Source organism: Bacteroidota bacterium (assembly GCA_018698135.1).
In the GTDB taxonomy this organism is placed as follows: domain Bacteria; phylum Bacteroidota; class Bacteroidia; order CAILMK01; family JAAYUY01; genus JABINZ01.
This window is the reverse complement of the sequence record JABINZ010000010.1, coordinates 75895-96562: the sequence shown is the minus strand read 5'-3', so window position 1 is coordinate 96562 and position 20668 is coordinate 75895. Positions and strand designations below refer to the sequence as shown.

The following is a 20668-nucleotide window of genomic DNA, read 5'->3' as shown; positions in this document are numbered from 1 at the left end:
TATTTGTTCCAGGATACAAAAAAGTAGCCTTGCCAAATGCTGCCAAGGCTACGCAAGATAGTCTTTCATAGAAAGATCTTCTTCTTATGTAAAGATACTTTTTTCGTCTTTTACTTGGTTATTTAAACAGTACCTTTTTTATTATCTGAAAACAGCTAATTATTCAGCTTCTTCTTCGTCAGCTTTCTTTTTAGGGTCAGCTTTCTTAGGTTTGGCTTCGGCTTTAGCAGCATTTTCGTCTGCAGTCATTCTATCTTTCAATGCCTGAAGAACATCTTGCTCGCTACCTAATGTGGTTTTCTGAACTTTAGAGCGTACCTGACTAATTGCTTTTCTAGTCTTGTCGGATTGTTTCCTTCTATCCGCTTTTACCTCTTCATCTTGAACCTTAAGTGCTTCTTTCCAAACAGAAATATGTGAAACTACAATCCGTCTGTTTGATTTGTCAAATTCAATCACTTTAAACTCAAGAACATCTTCCACATTCACTTTGCTTTCGTCTTCTTTAACCAATTGTTTAATTGGGCAGAATCCTTCAACACCATAAGGTAATGTTACTACAGCTCCTTTATCGTCTACTTTAATAACGTTTCCTTCATGAACCGATCCGTTAGAGAAAATATCCTTAAAGGTTTCCCATGGATCTTCTTCAAGTTGCTTATGACCTAAGCTAAGTCTTCTGTTCTCTTCATCGATTTCTAAAACAACTACCTCAATATCATCACCGGCTTTGGCAAATTCTGAAGGGTGGTTGAATTTTTTAGTCCATGAAAGGTCAGAAATATGAATCAAGCCATCAATACCTTCTTCGAGTTCAACAAATAAACCGAAATTGGTGATGTTCTTAATAACAGATTTGTGCTGTGAATCTTTTGTATAAATTAATGGAACTTTCGCCCATGGATCTGGTGTAAGTTGTTTTATACCCAAAGAAAGTTTTCTTTCTTCACGAACAATACTCAATACTTTTACCTCAACCTCATCATTTAATACAATGTAATCTGCTGGAGATTTGAGATGTTGTGACCAAGTCATTTCTGAAACGTGAACTAAACCTTCAACGCCTGGGTAAATTTCAACAAATGCACCGTAATCTTCAATATTAACAACTTTTCCTTTCATCACACTACCTTCAACAATGTCTTCTGGTAATGTTTCCCAAGGATGCTGTGTCAATTGCTTCATACCAAGCGAAATTCTATTCTTTTCTTCATCGTAATCGAGAACAACAACATTTAATTTCTCGCCAATTTCCAATAATTCATTTGGATGATTAATACGTCCCCATGAAACATCAGTAATATGGATCAAACCATCTACACCACCCAAGTCAATGAAGACTCCGAATGAAGTAAGGTTTTTAACAAGACCTTCCAATACTTGTCCTTTCTCAAGTTTCGACAAGATTTTGTGTCTTTGTTGTTCGATATCTTGTTCGATGATAGCTTTGTGAGAAACCACAATATTTCTGAAATTAGGGTTTAATTTAACAACCTTTAATTCCATGTTGATTCCTACAAATGCATCATAATCTTGAACTGGTTTAATATCAAGCTGCGAACCAGGTAAAAAGGCATCGAGTCCAAATAAATCGACAACCATACCACCTTTCGTTCTGTCTTTGATAAATCCTGTTACGATCTCACCAGTTTCATGCGAACTCACAATCTTTGCCCAAGCTGATTCAGCCCTGGCTTTTCTGTGAGAAAGTATTAATTGTCCATCACGGCCTTCAGTTGATTCAACAATTACTTCCACTTCGTCTCCAATTTTGAGATCTTCCATGTGTTTAAATTCTGATAAGGCAACTAAGCCATCAGATTTAAAACCAATGTTAAGTACAACTTCTTTGTCAGTGATGTTTTCGACTACAGCATTTACAAGCTGCATGTCCTCAATGAAATTAAGAGTTTTGGTATAAAGACCTTTAAGCTCTGCTTTCTCTTCTTTACCATACTCTTCTTCCTCTTCTTCGAAACTTGCCCAGTCGAATGGTTTTTTCAAATCCAATGGTTCTTCATCTTCAAGAGCATCTTCATCTTCCAATTCTTCAACAGCTTCTTCAACTTCTGTAGTTTCTGCAACAACTTCTTCTTTGTCTTCAACAACAGCATCTTCCTTGATGGCTTCTGTTTCAACAACTTCTGGTGTGCTCTCTACAATTGTTTCGGCTACAACTTCTGGACTGCTTTCTTCCACTTCAGTAACAACTTCTTCGGTTACTTTGGGCTCTGAAATTACTTCTTCGGCTACAGGTGCTGCTTCGACAACTTCCTCTGTGCTTTTAGTTTCCTCAACGACAACCTCTTCTTCAGGTTTAATTTCTTCAGTTGATTCAACTGGGGCAATTTCTTCTTTAATTTCTGGGGTGTTTTCTTTAGTTTCAGGGACCTCCTGATTCGTTTCAGCGGCCTCCTGGTTTTCTAAATTCTGATCTAAATCTGTTTGTTTTTCTTCCATTATTTTTAATAATCCTCCTTTCTCCTAAATTTTTTAGGAACGGCAAATTTAAGTTTTATTTTAATTATGCCATTAAAAAAGAAAGAAAAACTTGTAAAATATTGAAAGTGTGCGTGTATCGCTCTAAATAATCAACATCACATCTCCGTAGTCAAGGAATTTGTAGTTTTCCTTGATGGCAACTTGATACGCTTTTTTGATTAGTTCAAGTCCTCCAAATGCAGTGGTTGCAATGTAAAATGGAGTTTTTGGGGCGTGGAAGTTAGTAACCAATGCATTAGCAATCTTAAAGTCGTATTGCGGATAAATGAATTTTTCAGTCCAGCCCTCAATTGGAAGCAATTCGCTTAAGGTTGAAACAGATGATTCGATAGCTCGCAAGGTAGATGTGCCAATGGCGCAAATTCTTTTCTTATTTTGGATTCCTTGATTCACAATTTTAGCTGCTTCAGGAGAAACATAAAAATTCTCAGATTCCATTTTATGCTTTGAAAGATCTTCTACTTCAATGCCTCTGAAAGATGCTAAACCAATATGTAGCGTAACCTCAGTGAGATCAACTCCTTTTATTTCGAACCATTTTAATATTTCTTTGCTAAAATGCATTCCAGCAGCAGGAGCAGCAATAGAACCTTTTTGTTTGGCAAATATTGTTTGATAAGACTCTTCGTCATCTGAATCGGGTTCTCTTTCCATATAACGTGGAAGAGGTGTTGAACCCATTGCATGAAGAACTCTCTGAAATTCTTCATAACTACCGTCAAAATAAAATCGAATGGTGCGTCCTTTTGAGGTTGTGTTGTCGATCACTTCTGCAACCAACATTTCTCCATTCAGTTCATTATTGAAAATAAGTTTATTACCTATTCTAACTTTCCGTGCAGGATCTACTACAACATCCCATAAAAGATTCTCTTTGTTGAGCTCTCTTAAAAGGAATACTTCGATTTTTGCACCTGTTTTTTCTTTTGTACCATGTAGGCGAGCAGGAAAAACTTTTGAGTTGTTTACGATTGTTACATCGCCTTCTCCAAAATAATTGATAATGTCTTTGAATTTTTTATGCTCTATTTCTCCGCTATCTTTATGAACAACCATTAATCTGGATTCATCGCGATAGATAGCTGGTTTGTTAGAAATAAGATGTTCTGGTACTGTAAATGAAAACTGCCCTAACTTTGCCATATATCAATTTTTATGTAGGTGCAAATTTAAGCTAAGATTTACCTAAATGGTAGAATTTAGTCATTTTTTTTCAAAAAAATATGACTGATGGTTGTCCTTTTAAACTATTTTTGAAGTAATAATAATATTTCTCAGAACCATTATAAAGCATTTATGCCACGCTGGTCGCAACTTATAGCCATTCTTAAGGAAAGCTTCTATTTTGCAATTAATAGTTTGCGGACAAACTTATTACGAACACTACTATCTACTCTTGCTATTATTATTGGCATATTTACAATTATATCCATCTTAACTTTCATTTCGTCTTTAGACAGAAGTGTCAGAACTTCAGTAGCTTCCTTAGGTGGTGATGTGATTTTTGTTCAGAAATGGCCTTGGATATTTGAAAATGATTATCCTTGGTGGAAGTTTGTTAACAGACCTCAAGTAAGTTATGAAGAAATGCAATTACTGCAGAAAAAATTGAAGAATGCAGAGGCAGTTAGCATAGTGGCAGGCATATATGGCCGCACTTTATCAAATAAAAAGGAGCACATACGAAATGCTGTCATTAATGCCATTTCATATGATTATGAAAAGGTATATGATTTTCAACTTGAAAAAGGACGGTATTTTACAGAATATGAAATGCGCATCGGTGCGCCAAAAATAATTATCGGAAGCGCTTTAGCTCATAGTCTGTTTAAAGAAAAAAATCCAATAGGACAGAAGGTGAAAATTTTGGATAAGAAATTTGATGTAATAGGTGTGCTCGAAAAGAAAGGAGAGGGAGCAGTTGAAATTGAGGATTCAGATAATATGGCATTTATTTCATTCAATTTTGTCAGATATTTATATGGCTCATACATGAGAAACCTCGACATTACTATAAAGGTTAAAGGACAAAAAGGCGCGAGTATTGATGAGTTGGAAGATGAAATAAGGGGTGTGCTTCGATCCATTCGGAAATTAAAACCTGGTGATGATGATAGTTTCGCGCTCAACAGGGCAAGCTTTATCAGTGATAAATTAAACGACATTTTTAGAAGTTTAAGTTTGATGGGCTGGATAATTGCAGCTTTCTCCATCCTGGTTGGGGGTTTTGGTACCGCCAACATTATGTTTGTTTCAGTTAAGGAACGAACATTTTTAATTGGTATCGAAAAAGCACTAGGTTCTCCTCGCTTCTTTATCCTTGCGCAATTTTTAGGTGAGGCCATTTTTCTTTGTTTAATAGGCGGCTTGATTGGATTATTAATGGTATTTCTATTAATGCTGCTGGCCAATAATATTCAAAGTGATTTGCAACTGGTTCTCACATTTAAAAATGTATTAATCGGAATTGGCTTATCATCAATAATTGGGATTGTAGCTGGTTTTATTCCAGCATACCGTGCTTCACGCTTAGATCCAATTAATGCCATACGGAATACATTCTAATTTTTTCTGAATGCCTGATAAAAAAAAGCCTAATTAAAGGCTTTGAAATCTTGTAAAAGGCTTCTTCCCGGGTATTCTTTCAATGCAACTTCAAGACATTCCATTGCATTCATGAGATCTTCTTTTTTCAAAACGTAGGCAATGCGCACTTCTTTTTTACCCAATCCTTTAGTGGCATAAAATCCTGGAGCAGGTGCCATCATAACTGTTTGCTTTTTGTACTCAAACGATTCTAAAATCCACTGGCAAAAAATATCAGCATCATCAATAGGAAGTTTAACGGTTGTGTAGAAAGCTCCACCAGGCATGGGACAACTAACACCATCCATTTTATTTAAAGCTTCCACTAATAAGTCTCTGCGAGAAACATATTCTTCTAAAACGTTTTCAAAATATGAAGATGAAACTTCAATGGCTGCTTCAGCACCAGCTTGATCTAATGTTGGAGGACACAAACGAGATTGTCCAAAACGTAAAGCAGAGTCGATTAACTGCTTGTTTTTAGAAACAATAGCCCCAATTCGAGCTCCACATGCACTGTATCTTTTGGAAATAGAGTCCAGAACTACGGCATGCTGCTCAAGTCCTTCAAGAGTTAAAATGGAATAATGCTTTTGACCATCATAAACCATTTCACGATAAACTTCATCCGCAAAAAGGAAAATATCATACTTTAATACCAATAAGCGTAATTGCTCAAGCTCTTCTTTGGAATACAAATAACCTGTTGGATTATTTGGATTACAGATCATGATGGCTTTCGTTTTTGGAGTAATAAGCTTTTCAAACTCATCAATGGAAGGCAATGCAAATCCATTTTCTATAGTGGATGTTATGGGTTTAATATGGATTCCAGCAGTAACGGCAAAAGCATTATAATTGGTATAAAAAGGCTCCGGAATTATTATTTCATCTCCAGGGTTTAGGCATGAGTATAAACCAAATAACAATGCTTCGCTACCACCAGTAGTCACAATTATATCTGAATAGTCAACATCAATATCATATCGTTGATAATATGTAGCCAACTTTCTACGATAACTTTCATTGCCTGCAGAATGTGAATACTCTAAAACTTTATTATCAAAGTTTTTCACAGCAGTCCAATACTCATCTGGTGTTTCAATATCAGGCTGCCCGATATTTAAATGATAAATTTTAACACCTCTTTTTTGCGCTTCTTCAGCAAATGGAACCAATTTGCGAATTGGAGATGCAGGCATTAGGTCTGCTTTCTTTGATAATTGTGGCATGTTTTATCAATTAATCGTTAATAAATAAACAGGACGAAGATATTGAAATTAATAAATAAGGATGCTTTTCAATGGGATAAAAAAAATCCCTGGCTCCAACTGATGGGGTTCAGTGTAACCAGGGATAGCGCTAAAAACTAACCTTAACTGAGCGCAGTATTTATAGTAACTTAAAGGAGATTTTCATATTGTATACTTTACCGATTTCAGCATCATCAGCATGAACAGTAATTGATTTCATTTTTTCGATTACATATCCTTCTAACTCCTTATAAACAGAGTTCGTACGAAGTACATCAATTTTGCCATCTTTATTTACTTCAAAACTGACAAGAACTTCGCCTTCAATCTTGTTTTCAATGGCAAATTCAGGATAATCGATTTCAAGCTTGATTGCTTGTTTTACGCTTGATTCTTTACTTTCTTCAGTATCATTTACTGCAAAGGCAAAATTAATACTGACTAATGTGCAAATTAAAATAACCAGGATACTTTTTTTCATCTTTTTATTCTTTTTGAAGGTTTAGCCTTCGGTTTAACGAATTTATTTTGTTGTGTTTTGATTTAAGGACGAACAAGGCCTTAAAAATGTTACAAACTAATAATTTATTTGTTGATTGAAAAAAGATCAAGCGATATGCCAAAATGCGTAAGTGAAAGTAGAACAGGTAGATAGGAAGAGACATTTGTGTGTGACCAATAATCGTCTGTATAATAATTGAACACCTATGTACAAAAACCTACAGCAATATTCAAAAAAAAAGGGCTGCAATATGCAACCCTTTTTGTGATTTAATTCAACAACTTATTCGCCAAAACCATCGTATCTAACACCTGAACAGATGTAGATGGTACCTGGGTCAGAAGCCCATTCAATTTCCATGTAAATACTGTCATTATCGATCACTTGACCTTTAGTAACAGTAGTCGCATCACCCCAGCGAACATCATTTCCCTGATCAATACTAAATGTTGATCCAGTATAATGTGATTTGACTTTGTATTGCCAGAAATTATCATGATCATCAATCCAAATGGAATCGTTATCGAAAGATGTATTGTAAATAAACAGCTTGGTATAGCCTACACCATACCAGTCACCGATGTTACCTGCTCCATCATCAAACTGGTAGGTAACCCACCAAGTGCCTGAAACAGGATATGCATCAGCATGGTCTACAACAATGTCTTTTTCACAACCCATAAGTCCAATGATAAGAATTGTTGCTAAGCTAAAAAATATAATTTTTATTTTTTTCATAGTCGTATAATTTAAAATTGAACTTGAGATAATGTTACTTCAAACGTATAACCTGCATCCCAGTCAGTAACAAATTCAATGGTTTTGTTAGCTGCGTCAACAGTCATAGAGGTCATTTCACAAACGCCACCAAATGTTTTCACAGAAAATGTTCCGAATGTGAAATCATTGGTAGGGATATCATTTGCAGTGATTATACAGCCAGTGGCTTTATAGTTGTCACCATAACCTCTTCCCATTGCATAATAGCCTCCAATACCATCAGAAATGCCAAATGTTCCATCTGTGTTCTTCCAGATATAAACATAAGCGAGTCCTTGATACTGTGCGCTGGTTGTACCATTTCTAATGATATCTGCAGTATAAATACCTTCGATACTCGTAGTTAAATCGCCAACTTTTGCAACATGAACAGTTCTTCCTACAGATCCTGGAAAACCATCGGCATTGACCGCTGAATACGTAATATGATATTCATCAGCATTGGCAACATCAACAGTAGCTCCACTGTATTGAGAATGTCTTCCAGATACATCAACTGCAACGGTTAAGTCTACACCTGCTTCGGTTGCTGTACATCCAGGATCTGTGAAGGCGTCTCCAAGACTATGGAAAATAACAGCATCTCCAAGCATAGTGAAATCTGGGAAATTAGTAACCCTGGATAAGTTGTCAGTTGTTTTTTCACATCCTACCAAGAATATGACCGCAACTCCAAGTATTGCTATTAATTTATTTATTTTTTTCATATTTATCTATTTATGGTTTAACAAAATTATTTATGCCACCACATTTTTTCATAAACTCTCTTAAGTGCAGGCACATTGGCTTTGTTAGTTTGATATTCTGAATCAGGGAATAAAAGCCTTCTAGGGAACTGAGTAGGACCCCAGCTAGAGTTTACTGAAATAGTGTAGAAATCAGGATAACCAGTTCTGTTTTGCTCAAAGAACGATTCAAGTCCTTGAGAATTAGCCATGGAAACCCATTTTTGAACAATGATAGCTTCAATTTTAGCATCATCAGTTGTTGGGAATTCATAATCGCCTCCACTTCCGTAGAATGCACTTGCTCCTCCAACACCAAAGTGTGCAAAGGATGCATCAATACCCATTTCATATAATGCCTTTGCGTTACCAGTTCCAAAACCTCTTACTGCAGCTTCTGCTTGTAAGAAATAGCTCTCAGCTGTCGACATAAAGTAAACAGGATCAAGGCCAGTTACAGCAGGTTGTGAAAGGTCAGCTGCGCTGGTGAAAGCAGGATTAAAGAAATCACCCTGATCATTGCCTACATGTGTTCCTCCGTTTTGTGGTGTATTAAAAATACCATCCACACGAGGATCACTTGAGTTCAATAAGAAATTCATAAGGGTGTTACTAGCAACAATATTTACACCACCAAAACGATCGAATTCTGTTTCAAAAACAGGATTTCTTCTGTCTTGCTCATTGGCAAATGCTGTCATGGTAACATCAGCAGAAAGAAATTCTGCATTTGCTGCATACATAGTTTGAATACCTGAACTAGCCCAAGCTCCCATAGCAGTTGTTTCTACAACACGCATATAGATTTTGAGTTTCAGTGTATTCGCAAATTTTGCCCACATATCAAGATCTCCCTGGAAAATAATATCATCTATGCCAGGTGTTTTTACCGTGCTAAGTGTCAAGTCTTTGGAAAGACCATCATCTAACATGGCAATCAGTCCTTTGTAAATATCTTCTCCATTGTCAAATGCAGGTAAAAGAACGGCAGTCTCGTCTGCGCCTTTTAATGCATCTGTAAAAGGAACACTTTCATAAAGGTCAACCAATACATGAAATACATACGCTTGAATAACAGAAGCCATTAAATAATAACTCCAGTTTTCATTTTGTTCAGCAAGCGTTTTAACATACTTTAGGTCATTTAAACAACCTGCGTATAATTCACCATACTGTCTGTCATCCAAATGTGTTGTTTGGATATCATACTGATCAAAATCACGATATTGTTGTGCACCGGTTGATTGTGCCCAGTGCTGTGACCAAAGGCCTCCAAGTATTTGATACCATCCACCAATAACATAAGCGGCTGATCCTGCTCCAGCAGGAAATACCAACTCAACTGTTGATGAAGATGGGTTGTTTGGATCGTCATTTACATCAAAGAAATCTTCACAAGAAGTTGTGAAAAACACCAGCATGACGAAAACCAGCGATTTATAAATTAAAAACTTTTTCATATCTCTAAATTTAGTCATGATAAAAAATTAGAATGAAAATTTTAAGCTACCACCAATAGAACGAGTGGTTGGTGCAGCACTGAATTCGCCATAATCAGCATTCAGGTCATTTCCAAATGTGGTTAACTCAGGATCGATGAATGTTTGATCCTGTGGAGTCCAGAGCAATAGATTCCTTCCAACAATTGATAACTGTGCATTGCTGAATGGTGTTTTTGCAAACCATTTATTAGGTAAGTTATAAGAAAGTACTACTTCTCTTAATTTTACAAATGACTTGTCAATAACAAAAGCTCTGTCAAGCATTGTTCCACCATTACCCCAATAGGTGTAAAGAACATCATTGGTTATGGCATTGGTGTTTTCCTCATAAACAGGATCACCATTCGCATCTGTACCAGTTTGTACAACTGAATTAGGAACAATAAAAGGCTGACGGTCGTTATAGAGTGTCTGTGGTGCTGTACCTGCAAAATACTGGATATCAGCAGTTCTTGAGTACATTAAACCTCCCTGACGAACATCAATTAAGAAACTGAATGTAACGTTTTTATATTTCAGGTTGTTTGTAACTCCAAACATATAGTCATACTGAGCATCACCATAAATCTCTTTTTCTTCATCAGCTACAGGAATACCATTGTTGTCAACTACAATATTTCCATCGTCATCAGTTAAAGGAACAATTCCTTCAATTAAACCGATTGGATGACCGGGCTTAGCAACAAAAGTAATCGTACTTAAACCACCTAAAGAAACCTGATCTAAACCTTCTGCTAACTCAACCAATTCGTTGTTGTTTTTGGTAAAGTTGAAGGTAATATCCCAACGGAAATCTTTTGATTTCACAGGTGTTGCAGTAAGTAATAATTCAACTCCTTTATTAGTAATATTACCCAGATTTAATACCTGAGTAGAAAATCCAGTTGAATATGCTAAACTAACGGGCCAAATAAGATTGGTAATGTTCTTATTATAATAAGTAAAGTCAACACCAATTCTATTATTGAAGAATCTTAAGTCAGTTCCAATTTCAAACTCTGTTGTAATTTCAGGTTGAAGATTTGGATTTCCGATTTGATTAGAAACCTCAAATGCATTGATATTTCCAGCTAATGGATAATTTAAGTTTCTAAAACCATCAGCTTGGCCTGCACTTACAAATACTGAATAAATATCATAAGGATCAGCATCGTTACCAGTTTGTGCCCATCCAGCTCTTAATTTACCAAACGGAAGGAAATCAAGATCAACTAATTCTGTAAAGATGAAACTCAAGTTTGCACCAGGATAGAAAAATGTATTGTTTTCTTTTGGTAATGTAGAAGACCAATCATTTCTACCTGTTAATGTTAAGTATAAATAATCTTTATAACCCAAATCAACACTTGCAAAAAGACCCATTAAGCGTCTTTTGCTAGTAGTTTCGTCAACAACAGGTGTTGCAGAACTATTTGAAATATGGTAGAAATAAGGAATATCTAAACCAATTACCTGAGCAAATAATGACTTGGAATTACGCTGATTCACGTTCCATCCAACTAATCCTTTGAATTCGATATCTTCATTGATATCTCTTATGAAATTAACAAGCAGGTCGGTATTGAATTCACGACTAAAGAAAGATTGATTACTAACTCTTCCAACATCAGAGTTTGAGTTGGATGCATTATTTCCTTCCATGGAAGTAATTGCTCTCCATTGATCAATTTGAGCATTGGCAATGTCAGAACCTACTCTTAATGTAGATGTAATCCAATCATTTATAGCATAATCAAGTCCAATACTTCCAAATACACGATCCTCATTTAACCTGTTTCCATGTTCGCTAAGCGTATACCATGGATTGGCTGTGTAAAGTGAATAATAGTTGTCCAGATTATTAAATTTGTCTTGATAATCTCTTAATTCCAAAAGGCTAATATCACGAGGTGTTTGCATGATATTATTGTATACAGATTGATCCTGTCCTGTTGGAACAAAACTACTTTGTTTCTTTACATAGTTAATTGATGCAGAACTAGTAAAGTTATTAGCTAGTTTTGAAAATCCTCTTAAAGCAATCGTATTTCTCTTATACTGGTCAACATCTGTTGGGAAAATACCATCAGCATTTACATTTGAATAAGAAAAATAATAACTTGAATTTTCCGTAGCATTAGTAATGCTTAAAGAGTTGGTTAATGTTTGTCCAACATCAAAGAAATCTCTCACGTTATTTGGAAGTGCTACATAAGGTTTTAGTTTTTGAGAATTATCGACAACATGTCCCCACAATCTGTCTTTTCCATCAAATTTTGGTCCCCAACTAGTGTTTTCCAATAAATCAGTTTCGCCAAAAAATCCTTCACCATATTCATTTTGGAATGTAGGAAGCTTTAAAGGAGAATCAAACATGGCTGAGGTGGCGAATGTAATCTGAGCAGCTTTTTTGCCACTACCTGCAGGTGCAAGTCTTCCTTTCTTGGTGGTGATAACAATAACACCATTCGCTGCACGAGAACCATAAAGAGCGGTTCCTGCAGATCCTTTCAAGAAAGTCACAGACTCAATATCTTCAGGGTTAATGTCATTACCTCTGTTTCCAAAGTCAGTTCCACCATTTAAACTGGAAGATCCAAGACTTGTATTATCGATAGGTACACCATCAATTACATACAATACTTGGTTTGAACCAGCTAATGAAGAGAAACCACGTGAGATTACTCTTGTAGAGGCACCTGGATTACTAGATGCTGATGAAATATTAACTCCAGCAACTTTTCCTTGTAACGAATTAAGTACACTAGGTACATTTGCTTTCGTAATTTCTTCTGCACCAATTTGTGTGGCTGAGTATCCTAAGCTTTTTTCTGTTTTAGTAATACCAATAGCCGTAACCACTACTTCATCCAGATTCATAACGTCATCCTCCATGGTGACATTTATTACCGTTCTTGATCCAATTTCAGACTCAACTGTTTTCTTTCCAATAAAGGAGAAAGACAGAAAAGTCGACTTCTCGGGAATGGACATCTGATAATTACCTTCAACGTCCGTACTAGTACCGAGGGTAGTTCCTTTCACAATGACGGTCACCCCAGGCAAAGCAGTACCATCTTCGGCACTGGTAACTTTACCAGAAATAACCTTCTTCTGCGCATGTGTTGCTTGCAATCCAAGAAACATCATGAATGCGAGCAAAATTGTAAATTTCCTCATACGTTAAATTTTAAGTTTTAAAAAAAGTTAAGGTTAGTTGTAATATTATATGCAAAACAAAAATTACCAAAATAAAGGGCACTATATTCTCTGTCGAAAATATTTCCTGCTTTCATTGTTGTGATAGGTTAGTTAGTTACACAAGTATAATGAAAATTTGACAGAAATGGTGAGAAAAATTAACAATTTAATAATATTAATTTTAGAGGGAATAATATATAAAAGGCGATAGAATGATTTTGGTTTTGTATTAGAAAACAATAAACTAAAATATTAAACTTCAATTAAGTTGAAAACTCCAACGAAAAACGTGTGGTTATAAAATAATAAAATGTGAAATTCGTTTTTCAAGCACTTTGATAACAGATAATGCATTTATTATTACATGGGGATCGTTAGGCAAGAAAGTATTAAAACAACGTTTTTTTCAGCGATAGGTGTCGCAATTGGCTTTTTGAGCCAGGTTTTTGTTTTTACAAACCTCTTGCTTCCATCGATAATTGGTTTGATAAAAGTTATTCAGTCTTTCGCAAATCTGTTTTCTCACTTTTCACTGTTTAATTTACCAGGTTCTACCCTGCGTTTTTTCCCTTATTTCCGAAACAAAAATAATGGACACAATGGTTATTTACCTTTTGTAATGATATTGGCTACTTTCGGATTTATTATATTCTTTATTCTCACCATTGCTTTCAGAACACAAATACTAAATATGTATGTGGAGCGATCACTATTGTTCACTCAACATTTTAATATCGTATTTCCAGTGATCATTGGTATTAGTTTGATGAGTTTACTTAGTTCTTATTTACGCTCTTTGTTTAAGTTAGTTTATGCAGCTATTGTAAAAGATATTTATATCAAGGTTTTTACCTTGATTAGTGTTTTGTTATACTATTTTGAAATTATTGATTTTGATGGTTTCCTGGTCACATTTGCAGGTGCTTATGCACTTTCCAGTCTTCTTTTATTGATTTATGTGATATCAATTGGGGAATTTCATTGGAAAATAAACAGAGCGTTTGTCGACAAAAAGATTGTGAAAAAGATGGCAAATTATGCATCTTATGGATACTTATCTGAAATTGTACAAACATCAATTATTGAAGTTGATAAACTCATGATTGCTGCAATGCTTAGCTTGCACTCAACTGGGATATATGGTATTGTGGCACTTTTTAGTACCGTTCTTAACCTCCCGCAACAAGCTATTTCAAATATTAGTGGTTCAATAATAGCACAGGCTTTTAAGGATAATGATTTACGTAAGGTAAATGAGCTCTATAAAAAAACTTCTCTCAATCAATTGATTATTGGGAGCTTAATATTTATGCTTATTTGGTTTAATGTTGATGCGGTATTAAGTTTTATGCCTGATGATTATAAAAATGGGAAGTATGTTATTCTCATATTGATATCAATGAAATTATTTGACATGGGCACAGGCATTAATGGTGGTATTATTAATTTGTCGAAATATTATCGTTACATGCTTTTACTGAATGTAGTTTCATTAATTATTGCCGTTAGTGCCAATTTAATACTTATACCAATTCATGGAATTATTGGTGCTGCCTGGGCAACATGTATAGCTATCGTATTTTTTAATGTTTTGAAATTGTCCTTAATCTGGTGGAAATTAAAGCTTTTACCTTTTTCTATCCATTATTTGAAAGCATTGGGCATTTTCATACTTGTTTCATTTTTTGCGTTTAAATTACCAACATTTAGACTTGGAATTGAAAACCAAGACATCAATTCATTCTTTGATATAGCTGTAAATTCTATTGCTATCTTTGCAGTATTCTCAGTATTAACCTTGAGTTTTAAGGTGTCTGAAGATGTTAATGATATGTATAATAAGTTGATTTTGAGAATTAGGTCATGGTTCAACCAATAGAAAATAAGTATATCAATTATAATCCAAGCGAGTTAATGCCCCGCAGTTTCAATCATCCTGTTTTTATTTTGGGACTGATGCGAAGCGGTACAACACTTTTGCTTAATATTCTAACAGAACACCCACAATTACTAAAAATTGGTGTTGAATTAAACTCCATCTGGACTACGATTGGAGGGGCTTCCTGCATGGGTGAATGCCATTACAAAACAGCTGCTGATTTTAAGCCAGAGTTTGGAATCAATATGACTAATTATTTCAATGACAATATTGAGGCTTATAAAAGTAAAAGACAGCTAATAAAACGGGTTCTTTTTTCACAAAAATTTGGCTCAGGTGGAATTCTTAAAGATTGGGATCAAATAATTCCTGTAAACAAATCTCCACACTTGACCAATAAATCGCTTTATCTTCATGAAATGTTTCCAGAAGCACGATTTATACATATCGTGCGATCCATACAAAGTCATAGTTTAAGTATGAAGTTGCATTTTAACAAGGATTTTAAATCCAGAAACATGTTAAACTTTTTACCCGAAGATGACGGTTCGTGTTGGACACGTTTGCCTGCAAAGGAGTTGGAAAATGCAAAATCAGATCGCTTATATCCAGGGAATTTTAAATTGATACCTGAAGCTTGGTTGAAATTAAATTATCAAGCTATTAAGGATTTTGACAAAATAGGAAAAGAATATTATCGTATTTATAGCTATGAAGATTTGATTGCAAAACCAGAGGAAATTCTACCAGATATTGTTGACTTTTTAAGATTAGATCAGAAACATCAGCAAAAAGTTGTTAAAATGACAAGCAGGCAGCGAAAGGCATTTAATACACACACAAAAGATCCAATTAACGATTGGAAAACGAAATTGAGTGAAGATGAGCAAATGCAAATAGCAAAGCTTATTGAAAGTCAATCAGAAAAATATAATTTGATTCAAAAAACCATTAATCCATAATCAATGGCATCCTTGTTTCAAAAAATAAAACATGTTTATTTAAAGGAATTAAAGAAAAAAGTTGCCTTTTTCTTTTCTATTGGGTTTGATGCATTCGGCTTTATGATTTCCAATTTGTTTTTCGCTAAAACTAAAGAATCAGCTATTCGTAGTATAGTTTATGTGATGGATAAGGCACAGCCTCATATTTTTAGATTAGCCGATAGAATTAGTAAAATAGAAGGCTATCAGGTTAAAGTCCTGACTTCTGAAAAAGCAATCTATTTTGCCGATAAATCTGCTTTGGATTATTCGGTTCTTTATTTTCGTAATATTTGGCATTTAAAACTGCTGTTGAAGCGAATTCCATCTATTTATATCGTTCATTTCTTTCATCCTTTATCGGTGTTTGCTTCTAAAATTGTGAAGTATGCGAAGTATAAAACCATAGTCGACTGGAAAGATGTTTCGTTAAATTACTATGGCTTCAATCCTCCGTTCAAATATTTGCGGAAAGATATCCCTCATGAGAAATATGCCATGACGCATGCAGATGGAATAATTGCACGCAGTTATGAACCTCATATTGCCATTCGTAGATATCAGATTGAGAAAAAACCAAGTAATTTGTTTTTCTTGGAATATTGTGATAATAGCTTATTTGTTCCGCAAAAAAAGAAAATAGTCGATCCTGATGATATTCATCTGGTTTATATTGGTGGAGTGAAAGATATGTCTGCAAATTTGCCAGAGAGTTTTTTGCCCATTATTAATGAATTAAACAGGCAAAAAATACATTTTCATATTTATCCCGGACAAAATAGAAATTGGCATGTATTCAGTGATTATAAAAAGAAAGCTGAAGAACTGGAATACTTTCATTGGCATGAATCCATTAAACCTGCTGAAATTGCTTCAGAAATATCACAATATCATTTTGGTCTGATTCCATTTTTTACAGATGAACTCCCTGAGCTGAATGACAAAAGATCAGGAGCAATGAATCAAAAACTATTTAATTACTTAGAAGCAGCATTGCCAATAATTATTGGCACGGGTCCGTTGTTTCAAATTTGGTTAATTAACAGGTATAGAGTTGGTTTGAAATTAAGCAGAGCTAAGTTTGCTGATCTGAGGTCAAACATTGATTTGAACACTTACCAGCAAATGCAAGAGCGGGTTTTGAAATCCAGAGAAATATTGTCGCTTGACGCAAATATGAATAGATTACTGCAATTTTATGAAAATGTTTCATCCACTAAAACAGTAGATAAATGAAACGCAGTTGCTCAACATTCTTAAAAGAAATCTATCGGGATAACAAATTACGGGTTAAAGGCAAAAGAAATCTGCTTAAGGATATCGGCTTGTTTTATCGTAACAAGAGTTTGATTTCCAAAGAAAAAAAACTACTAGAGCGCTATCATAATCGGGATTTTCCTATTGTATTTGTCTTGAGCGTACCTCGGTCAGGAACTACATTCTTGTCTCAGTTTATTGCAGATAATTTCGATATTGCTTTTATCAATAACTATATGTCGAAGTATTTTTTGGCTCCACTTTATGCTTTAATAAAATTTGAAAGGAAAGGCCAAAAAGACTTGCAAAGCTATCAATCTGATTTAGGAAATACGAAAGGAGACCATGCACCTCATGAATTTGGATATTTCTGGCAATATTATCTGAATCACAGCCAACACGATCATTTGTCAGATGAAGAGCTTGACTTGGTCGATTGGGAAATGCTCAGAAAAGAATTATATGGAATTTCGGCTCATCAGCAAAAACCATTGATGATTAAAAGTCTTGTTTATACAAATTATTATATAGAACGACTGGCGAAGGAATTCCCCAATTCGAAATTCTTATATATCAAACGAGATCCGGTTTACGTATTTCAATCCATTTATGAATCTAGGATTAAACGTTATGGTAGTCCGGATATTTGGTGGAGTATCAGGCCTCGGAATTGGATGAAACAAACTGGAAAAAGTCCACTGGAACAAATCGCTTATCAATATCAGGATGTTAGTCGCCATATTGAATCGTCCCTAGCAAAGTTGGAGAATAATCGAAAAATTACAATCCAATATGAAGATTTAGTAGCCAAGCCAAAGGAACATATTCAATCACTTGCTAAGATAATTGGCATACAGGCAATAGATAAAGAACAAGACTTTTCAGGTTTGAATAAGCAAACCAACAAGCAACGATTAAATGATGAATTGTTTGCTGAGCTAAATGAATTAATTAAAAACAGATAATTTGAAGATTGCAATTACACAACCTAATTTTATCCCCTGGCTGGGGTATTTCGACCTGCTCGACTCCATTGATCTTTGGATTAGCTTGGATAATGTGCAGATGGTGAAAAGATCATTTATTGTCAGAAATAAAATAAAAGCTGTAGGTTCTGATCCAAAATGGCTGACTGTTTCTCTTAAAAAAGCAAATCAATCAATACTTATCAATCAGACAGAATTAGACGAAAAAGACTGGCATATTGATGCGATTAATAAAATTAAATCCTACTACTCAACAGCTCCTTTTTATAAGAAGTATATTTCTGTAGTTGAAGAAATACTAAGTCCTAAGGAGAAATTATTATCGGTTTACAACCAACGAACAGTAATGGACTTGGCGCAATTAATAGGAATTTCGGTTGAAATCAAAACTGCCTCTTCCTTGATTCCATTGTTAGAAGGTAATCCTGAAGATAAAATTATGTCCTTATGCGAAATTTTAAAACCTACTGAGTTTTATAACTTTGAGAAAGGAATTGATATTGGATTATATAGCGGAGAAAACTTTGCAAAGCATCAAATCCAATTATTTAAACAAAACTATCAGCATCCTGTTTATACACAGGCTGATCCTGAATTTAGCCCCTATTTGAGTATACTTGACCTCCTGTTTAATATGGGAGAAAATTCTCTTGAAGTCATTCGAAAAGGAAGGAATTGGGTTAAAGTAAATTAAGTATTTTTGCATTTCTAAAAATTGTTTTGAATCATTGCTAAAACAGATATTTGTGAGTATTAATCAAATGAAAAAAATTTATATTACAGGTGGTGCTGGATATGTTGGCGCTCGTTTAGTGCCTAAACTGCTTTCACAAGGCTATGAAGTAAGTGTTATTGACTTGATGATTTATGGTGAAGATGTATTGGAAGATCATCCTAAACTAACTAAAATTAAAGGAGATATCCGAGATCAACAACTATTACGTTCAACCATTAAGGGACATGATGCGGTCATCCATTTAGCGTGTATTTCAAATGATCCCAGTTTTGAATTAAATCCTGATTTAGGGAAATCCATCAATCTTGATTCATTTGAGCCATTGGTGCAAATTTCGAAAGAAGTTGGCGTCAATAGGTTTATCTATGCTTCATCATCCAGTGTTTATGGTATTAAGGATGTACCTAATGTAAATGAAGATGTAGAGCTGGATCCATTAACCGATTATTCTAAATTCAAGGCAGCCTGCGAAAAGATATTGCACGCTTATAATTCAGACGATTTTACGGTTGTAACCATCAGGCCTGCTACTGTATGCGGCTATTCACGCAGATTACGCCTTGATTTAACCGTGAATATTCTGACAAATTTGGCCGTAAATAAAGGACAGATCACTGTATTTGGTGGAGATCAGAAACGTCCAAATATTCATATTGAAGACATTACTGATTTGTATATTCAATTACTTGGCTTGCCTAAAAATCAAATTGCTCAGAAAATTTATAATGCAGGATACGAAAACCATACAGTAGCTGAAATTGCCGATATGGTTAAAAATGTGGTAGGAGATCAAGTTGACATCATTACAACTCCATCAGATGATCATCGTTCCTATCATATTTCTTCCGAAAAGATAAAGCAAGAATTAGGATTTGAACCGAAACATAGTTTAGAAGATGCAGTGAATGATTTGAAGAATGCTTTTGCGAAAGGACTAATTCCTGATTCGCTCGAAAATGATCGCTATTTTAATGTTAAGCGCATGCAAAATATTGAGTTAAAATAAAGTAGATATGAAGATCAAAAGTAAAACGCTTGCTTATGATGGAAAAAAGTATTTTGAATCATGGCATCGGTCTGTTATAAATAAAGAATTTTCAGATAGAGTTACCATATCACCAACCTTTAGTGAACTTGGCACAAAATACCATTACAATGCTGTCGAAAATCTACTGATAGAGTATTTTTATGATACTGAAGTAGTCGATAATCCACATGTATTTGATATAGGATCCGGGGCTGGACATTGGATAGAGTTTTATAAAACTTATTTCAATTCAGCATACAGCTTGGGGGTTGAAATCTCTGAGCCTTGTTATGATATGCTCGTGAAAAAATTTGAACAGGATGAATCTGTTGATTTTATGCTAGGTGATGTTTCCAGTACCGATTTTAAGCTTGATAAAAAATTCGATATCATTAATGCTATTGGTGTCATATTTCATATTGTTGATGATGCTGCCTGGTATGTTGCCATGAATAATTTGATGAAATTGTTAAATAAAGGTGGAGTTATTATTGTTGGTGGTGAATTTGGAGATAAAACCTATAATGCTCAGTTCAACAAAACAAATGATTTTGATACGTGGGATGAACGTCAAAAAGCATGGGATGAATTTCATAACACTGAAGATGAGTCGGTTTTTGTGAATAAGCGATTGAGGTCAATTGCCGATTGGGAAAAATGTGCAAAGGAGAATAATCTGAAAATTAAAGAAATTGTCAAGCAGAATATTAGCAAACTTATTCAAACGCCTCAAAATAATATATTAGTACTGACAAAAGTTGATTAATCGA

Annotated in this window: 16 protein-coding genes; 8 read left to right on the top strand and 8 right to left on the bottom strand. The window is 34.8% G+C overall.

What is annotated here, in order from left to right; all coding sequences use genetic code 11:
- Positions 1-159: 159 nt before the first annotated feature.
- Both rpsA and queA read right to left on the bottom strand, forming a co-directional pair.
- Positions 160-2460, bottom strand: a complete 2301-nt coding sequence (gene rpsA, locus HOG71_00965; protein MBT5989401.1) for a 30S ribosomal protein S1 — start codon at positions 2458-2460, stop codon at positions 160-162.
- A gap of 123 nt (positions 2461-2583) precedes the next feature.
- A complete protein-coding gene (gene queA / locus HOG71_00960; protein MBT5989400.1) occupies positions 2584-3645 on the bottom strand; it encodes a tRNA preQ1(34) S-adenosylmethionine ribosyltransferase-isomerase QueA in 1062 nt (353 codons plus the stop codon).
- A gap of 153 nt (positions 3646-3798) precedes the next feature.
- On the opposite strand from queA, the gene HOG71_00955 reads away from it, so the two are divergent.
- Positions 3799-5067 (top strand): FtsX-like permease family protein, encoded by a 1269-nt coding sequence (locus HOG71_00955; protein MBT5989399.1) that lies wholly within the window; start codon positions 3799-3801, stop codon positions 5065-5067.
- A 29-nt stretch (positions 5068-5096) separates the two neighbouring features.
- On the opposite strand, the gene HOG71_00950 is transcribed toward HOG71_00955, so the two are convergent.
- The 6 genes from HOG71_00950 to HOG71_00925 all read right to left on the bottom strand — a co-directional run bounded on the left by HOG71_00950 (position 5097) and on the right by HOG71_00925 (position 13009).
- A complete protein-coding gene (locus HOG71_00950) occupies positions 5097-6320 on the bottom strand; it encodes a pyridoxal phosphate-dependent aminotransferase (GenBank protein MBT5989398.1) in 1224 nt (407 codons plus the stop codon).
- 160 nt (positions 6321-6480) lie between these two features.
- Positions 6481-6822 carry a hypothetical protein gene (locus HOG71_00945; protein ID MBT5989397.1) on the bottom strand — a complete coding sequence of 114 codons (342 nt, stop codon included), beginning with the start codon at positions 6820-6822 and terminating at the stop codon, positions 6481-6483.
- 303 nt (positions 6823-7125) lie between these two features.
- Positions 7126-7581, bottom strand: a complete 456-nt coding sequence (locus HOG71_00940; GenBank protein MBT5989396.1) for a hypothetical protein — start codon at positions 7579-7581, stop codon at positions 7126-7128.
- An 11-nt stretch (positions 7582-7592) separates the two neighbouring features.
- Positions 7593-8330 carry a DUF5012 domain-containing protein gene (locus tag HOG71_00935; GenBank protein ID MBT5989395.1) on the bottom strand — a complete coding sequence of 246 codons (738 nt, stop codon included), beginning with the start codon at positions 8328-8330 and terminating at the stop codon, positions 7593-7595.
- Between the two features lie 26 nt (positions 8331-8356).
- A complete protein-coding gene (locus tag HOG71_00930; protein ID MBT5989394.1) occupies positions 8357-9808 on the bottom strand; it encodes a SusD/RagB family nutrient-binding outer membrane lipoprotein in 1452 nt (483 codons plus the stop codon).
- Between the two features lie 27 nt (positions 9809-9835).
- On the bottom strand, positions 9836-13009 hold the full coding sequence (locus tag HOG71_00925) for a SusC/RagA family TonB-linked outer membrane protein (GenBank protein ID MBT5989393.1): 3174 nt from the start codon (positions 13007-13009) through the stop codon (positions 9836-9838).
- Positions 13010-13394: 385 nt separating this feature from the next.
- Between HOG71_00925 and HOG71_00920 the strand changes: the two genes are divergently transcribed.
- From HOG71_00920 to HOG71_00890, 7 genes are read left to right on the top strand one after another with little or no spacing between them, the layout of a single operon-like run.
- Entirely contained in the window at positions 13395-14909 is a 1515-nt protein-coding gene (locus HOG71_00920) for a hypothetical protein (GenBank protein MBT5989392.1), read from the top strand.
- Positions 14894-15871, top strand: coding sequence for a sulfotransferase (locus HOG71_00915; protein MBT5989391.1), 978 nt, complete (start codon positions 14894-14896; stop codon positions 15869-15871). The genes HOG71_00920 and HOG71_00915 overlap by 16 nt, the downstream gene beginning before the upstream one ends.
- A 3-nt stretch (positions 15872-15874) precedes the next feature.
- Positions 15875-17128, top strand: coding sequence for a hypothetical protein (locus HOG71_00910; GenBank protein ID MBT5989390.1), 1254 nt, complete (start codon positions 15875-15877; stop codon positions 17126-17128).
- Complete coding sequence (locus tag HOG71_00905; GenBank protein ID MBT5989389.1) at positions 17125-18114, top strand: sulfotransferase; 990 nt, start codon at positions 17125-17127, stop codon at positions 18112-18114. The genes HOG71_00910 and HOG71_00905 overlap by 4 nt, the downstream gene beginning before the upstream one ends.
- A 1-nt stretch (position 18115) precedes the next feature.
- The gene (locus tag HOG71_00900) at positions 18116-18829 is read left to right on the top strand and encodes a WbqC family protein (GenBank protein ID MBT5989388.1); all 714 of its coding nucleotides are present in this window, start codon (positions 18116-18118) and stop codon (positions 18827-18829) included.
- A gap of 58 nt (positions 18830-18887) precedes the next feature.
- Complete coding sequence (locus tag HOG71_00895) at positions 18888-19877, top strand: SDR family oxidoreductase (protein ID MBT5989387.1); 990 nt, start codon at positions 18888-18890, stop codon at positions 19875-19877.
- A gap of 7 nt (positions 19878-19884) precedes the next feature.
- Entirely contained in the window at positions 19885-20664 is a 780-nt protein-coding gene (locus HOG71_00890) for a class I SAM-dependent methyltransferase (protein MBT5989386.1), read from the top strand.
- The last annotated feature ends 4 nt before the right edge of the window (positions 20665-20668 follow it).

What these genes read in the sequence shown, in the direction of transcription:
- HOG71_00915 (MBT5989391.1), top strand. Translation starts at nt 14,894, where the DNA reads ATGGTTCAACCAATAGAAAATAAGTATATCAATTATAATCCAAGCGAG.
- HOG71_00925 (MBT5989393.1), bottom strand. Translation starts at nt 13,009, where the DNA reads ATGAGGAAATTTACAATTTTGCTCGCATTCATGATGTTTCTTGGATTG.
- rpsA (MBT5989401.1), bottom strand. Translation starts at nt 2,460, where the DNA reads ATGGAAGAAAAACAAACAGATTTAGATCAGAATTTAGAAAACCAGGAG.
- HOG71_00930 (MBT5989394.1), bottom strand. Translation starts at nt 9,808, where the DNA reads ATGAAAAAGTTTTTAATTTATAAATCGCTGGTTTTCGTCATGCTGGTG.
- queA (MBT5989400.1), bottom strand. Translation starts at nt 3,645, where the DNA reads ATGGCAAAGTTAGGGCAGTTTTCATTTACAGTACCAGAACATCTTATT.
- HOG71_00955 (MBT5989399.1), top strand. Translation starts at nt 3,799, where the DNA reads ATGCCACGCTGGTCGCAACTTATAGCCATTCTTAAGGAAAGCTTCTAT.
- HOG71_00920 (MBT5989392.1), top strand. Translation starts at nt 13,395, where the DNA reads ATGGGGATCGTTAGGCAAGAAAGTATTAAAACAACGTTTTTTTCAGCG.
- HOG71_00935 (MBT5989395.1), bottom strand. Translation starts at nt 8,330, where the DNA reads ATGAAAAAAATAAATAAATTAATAGCAATACTTGGAGTTGCGGTCATA.
- HOG71_00940 (MBT5989396.1), bottom strand. Translation starts at nt 7,581, where the DNA reads ATGAAAAAAATAAAAATTATATTTTTTAGCTTAGCAACAATTCTTATC.
- HOG71_00950 (MBT5989398.1), bottom strand. Translation starts at nt 6,320, where the DNA reads ATGCCACAATTATCAAAGAAAGCAGACCTAATGCCTGCATCTCCAATT.
- HOG71_00945 (MBT5989397.1), bottom strand. Translation starts at nt 6,822, where the DNA reads ATGAAAAAAAGTATCCTGGTTATTTTAATTTGCACATTAGTCAGTATT.
- HOG71_00910 (MBT5989390.1), top strand. Translation starts at nt 15,875, where the DNA reads ATGGCATCCTTGTTTCAAAAAATAAAACATGTTTATTTAAAGGAATTA.
- HOG71_00890 (MBT5989386.1), top strand. Translation starts at nt 19,885, where the DNA reads ATGAAGATCAAAAGTAAAACGCTTGCTTATGATGGAAAAAAGTATTTT.
- HOG71_00905 (MBT5989389.1), top strand. Translation starts at nt 17,125, where the DNA reads ATGAAACGCAGTTGCTCAACATTCTTAAAAGAAATCTATCGGGATAAC.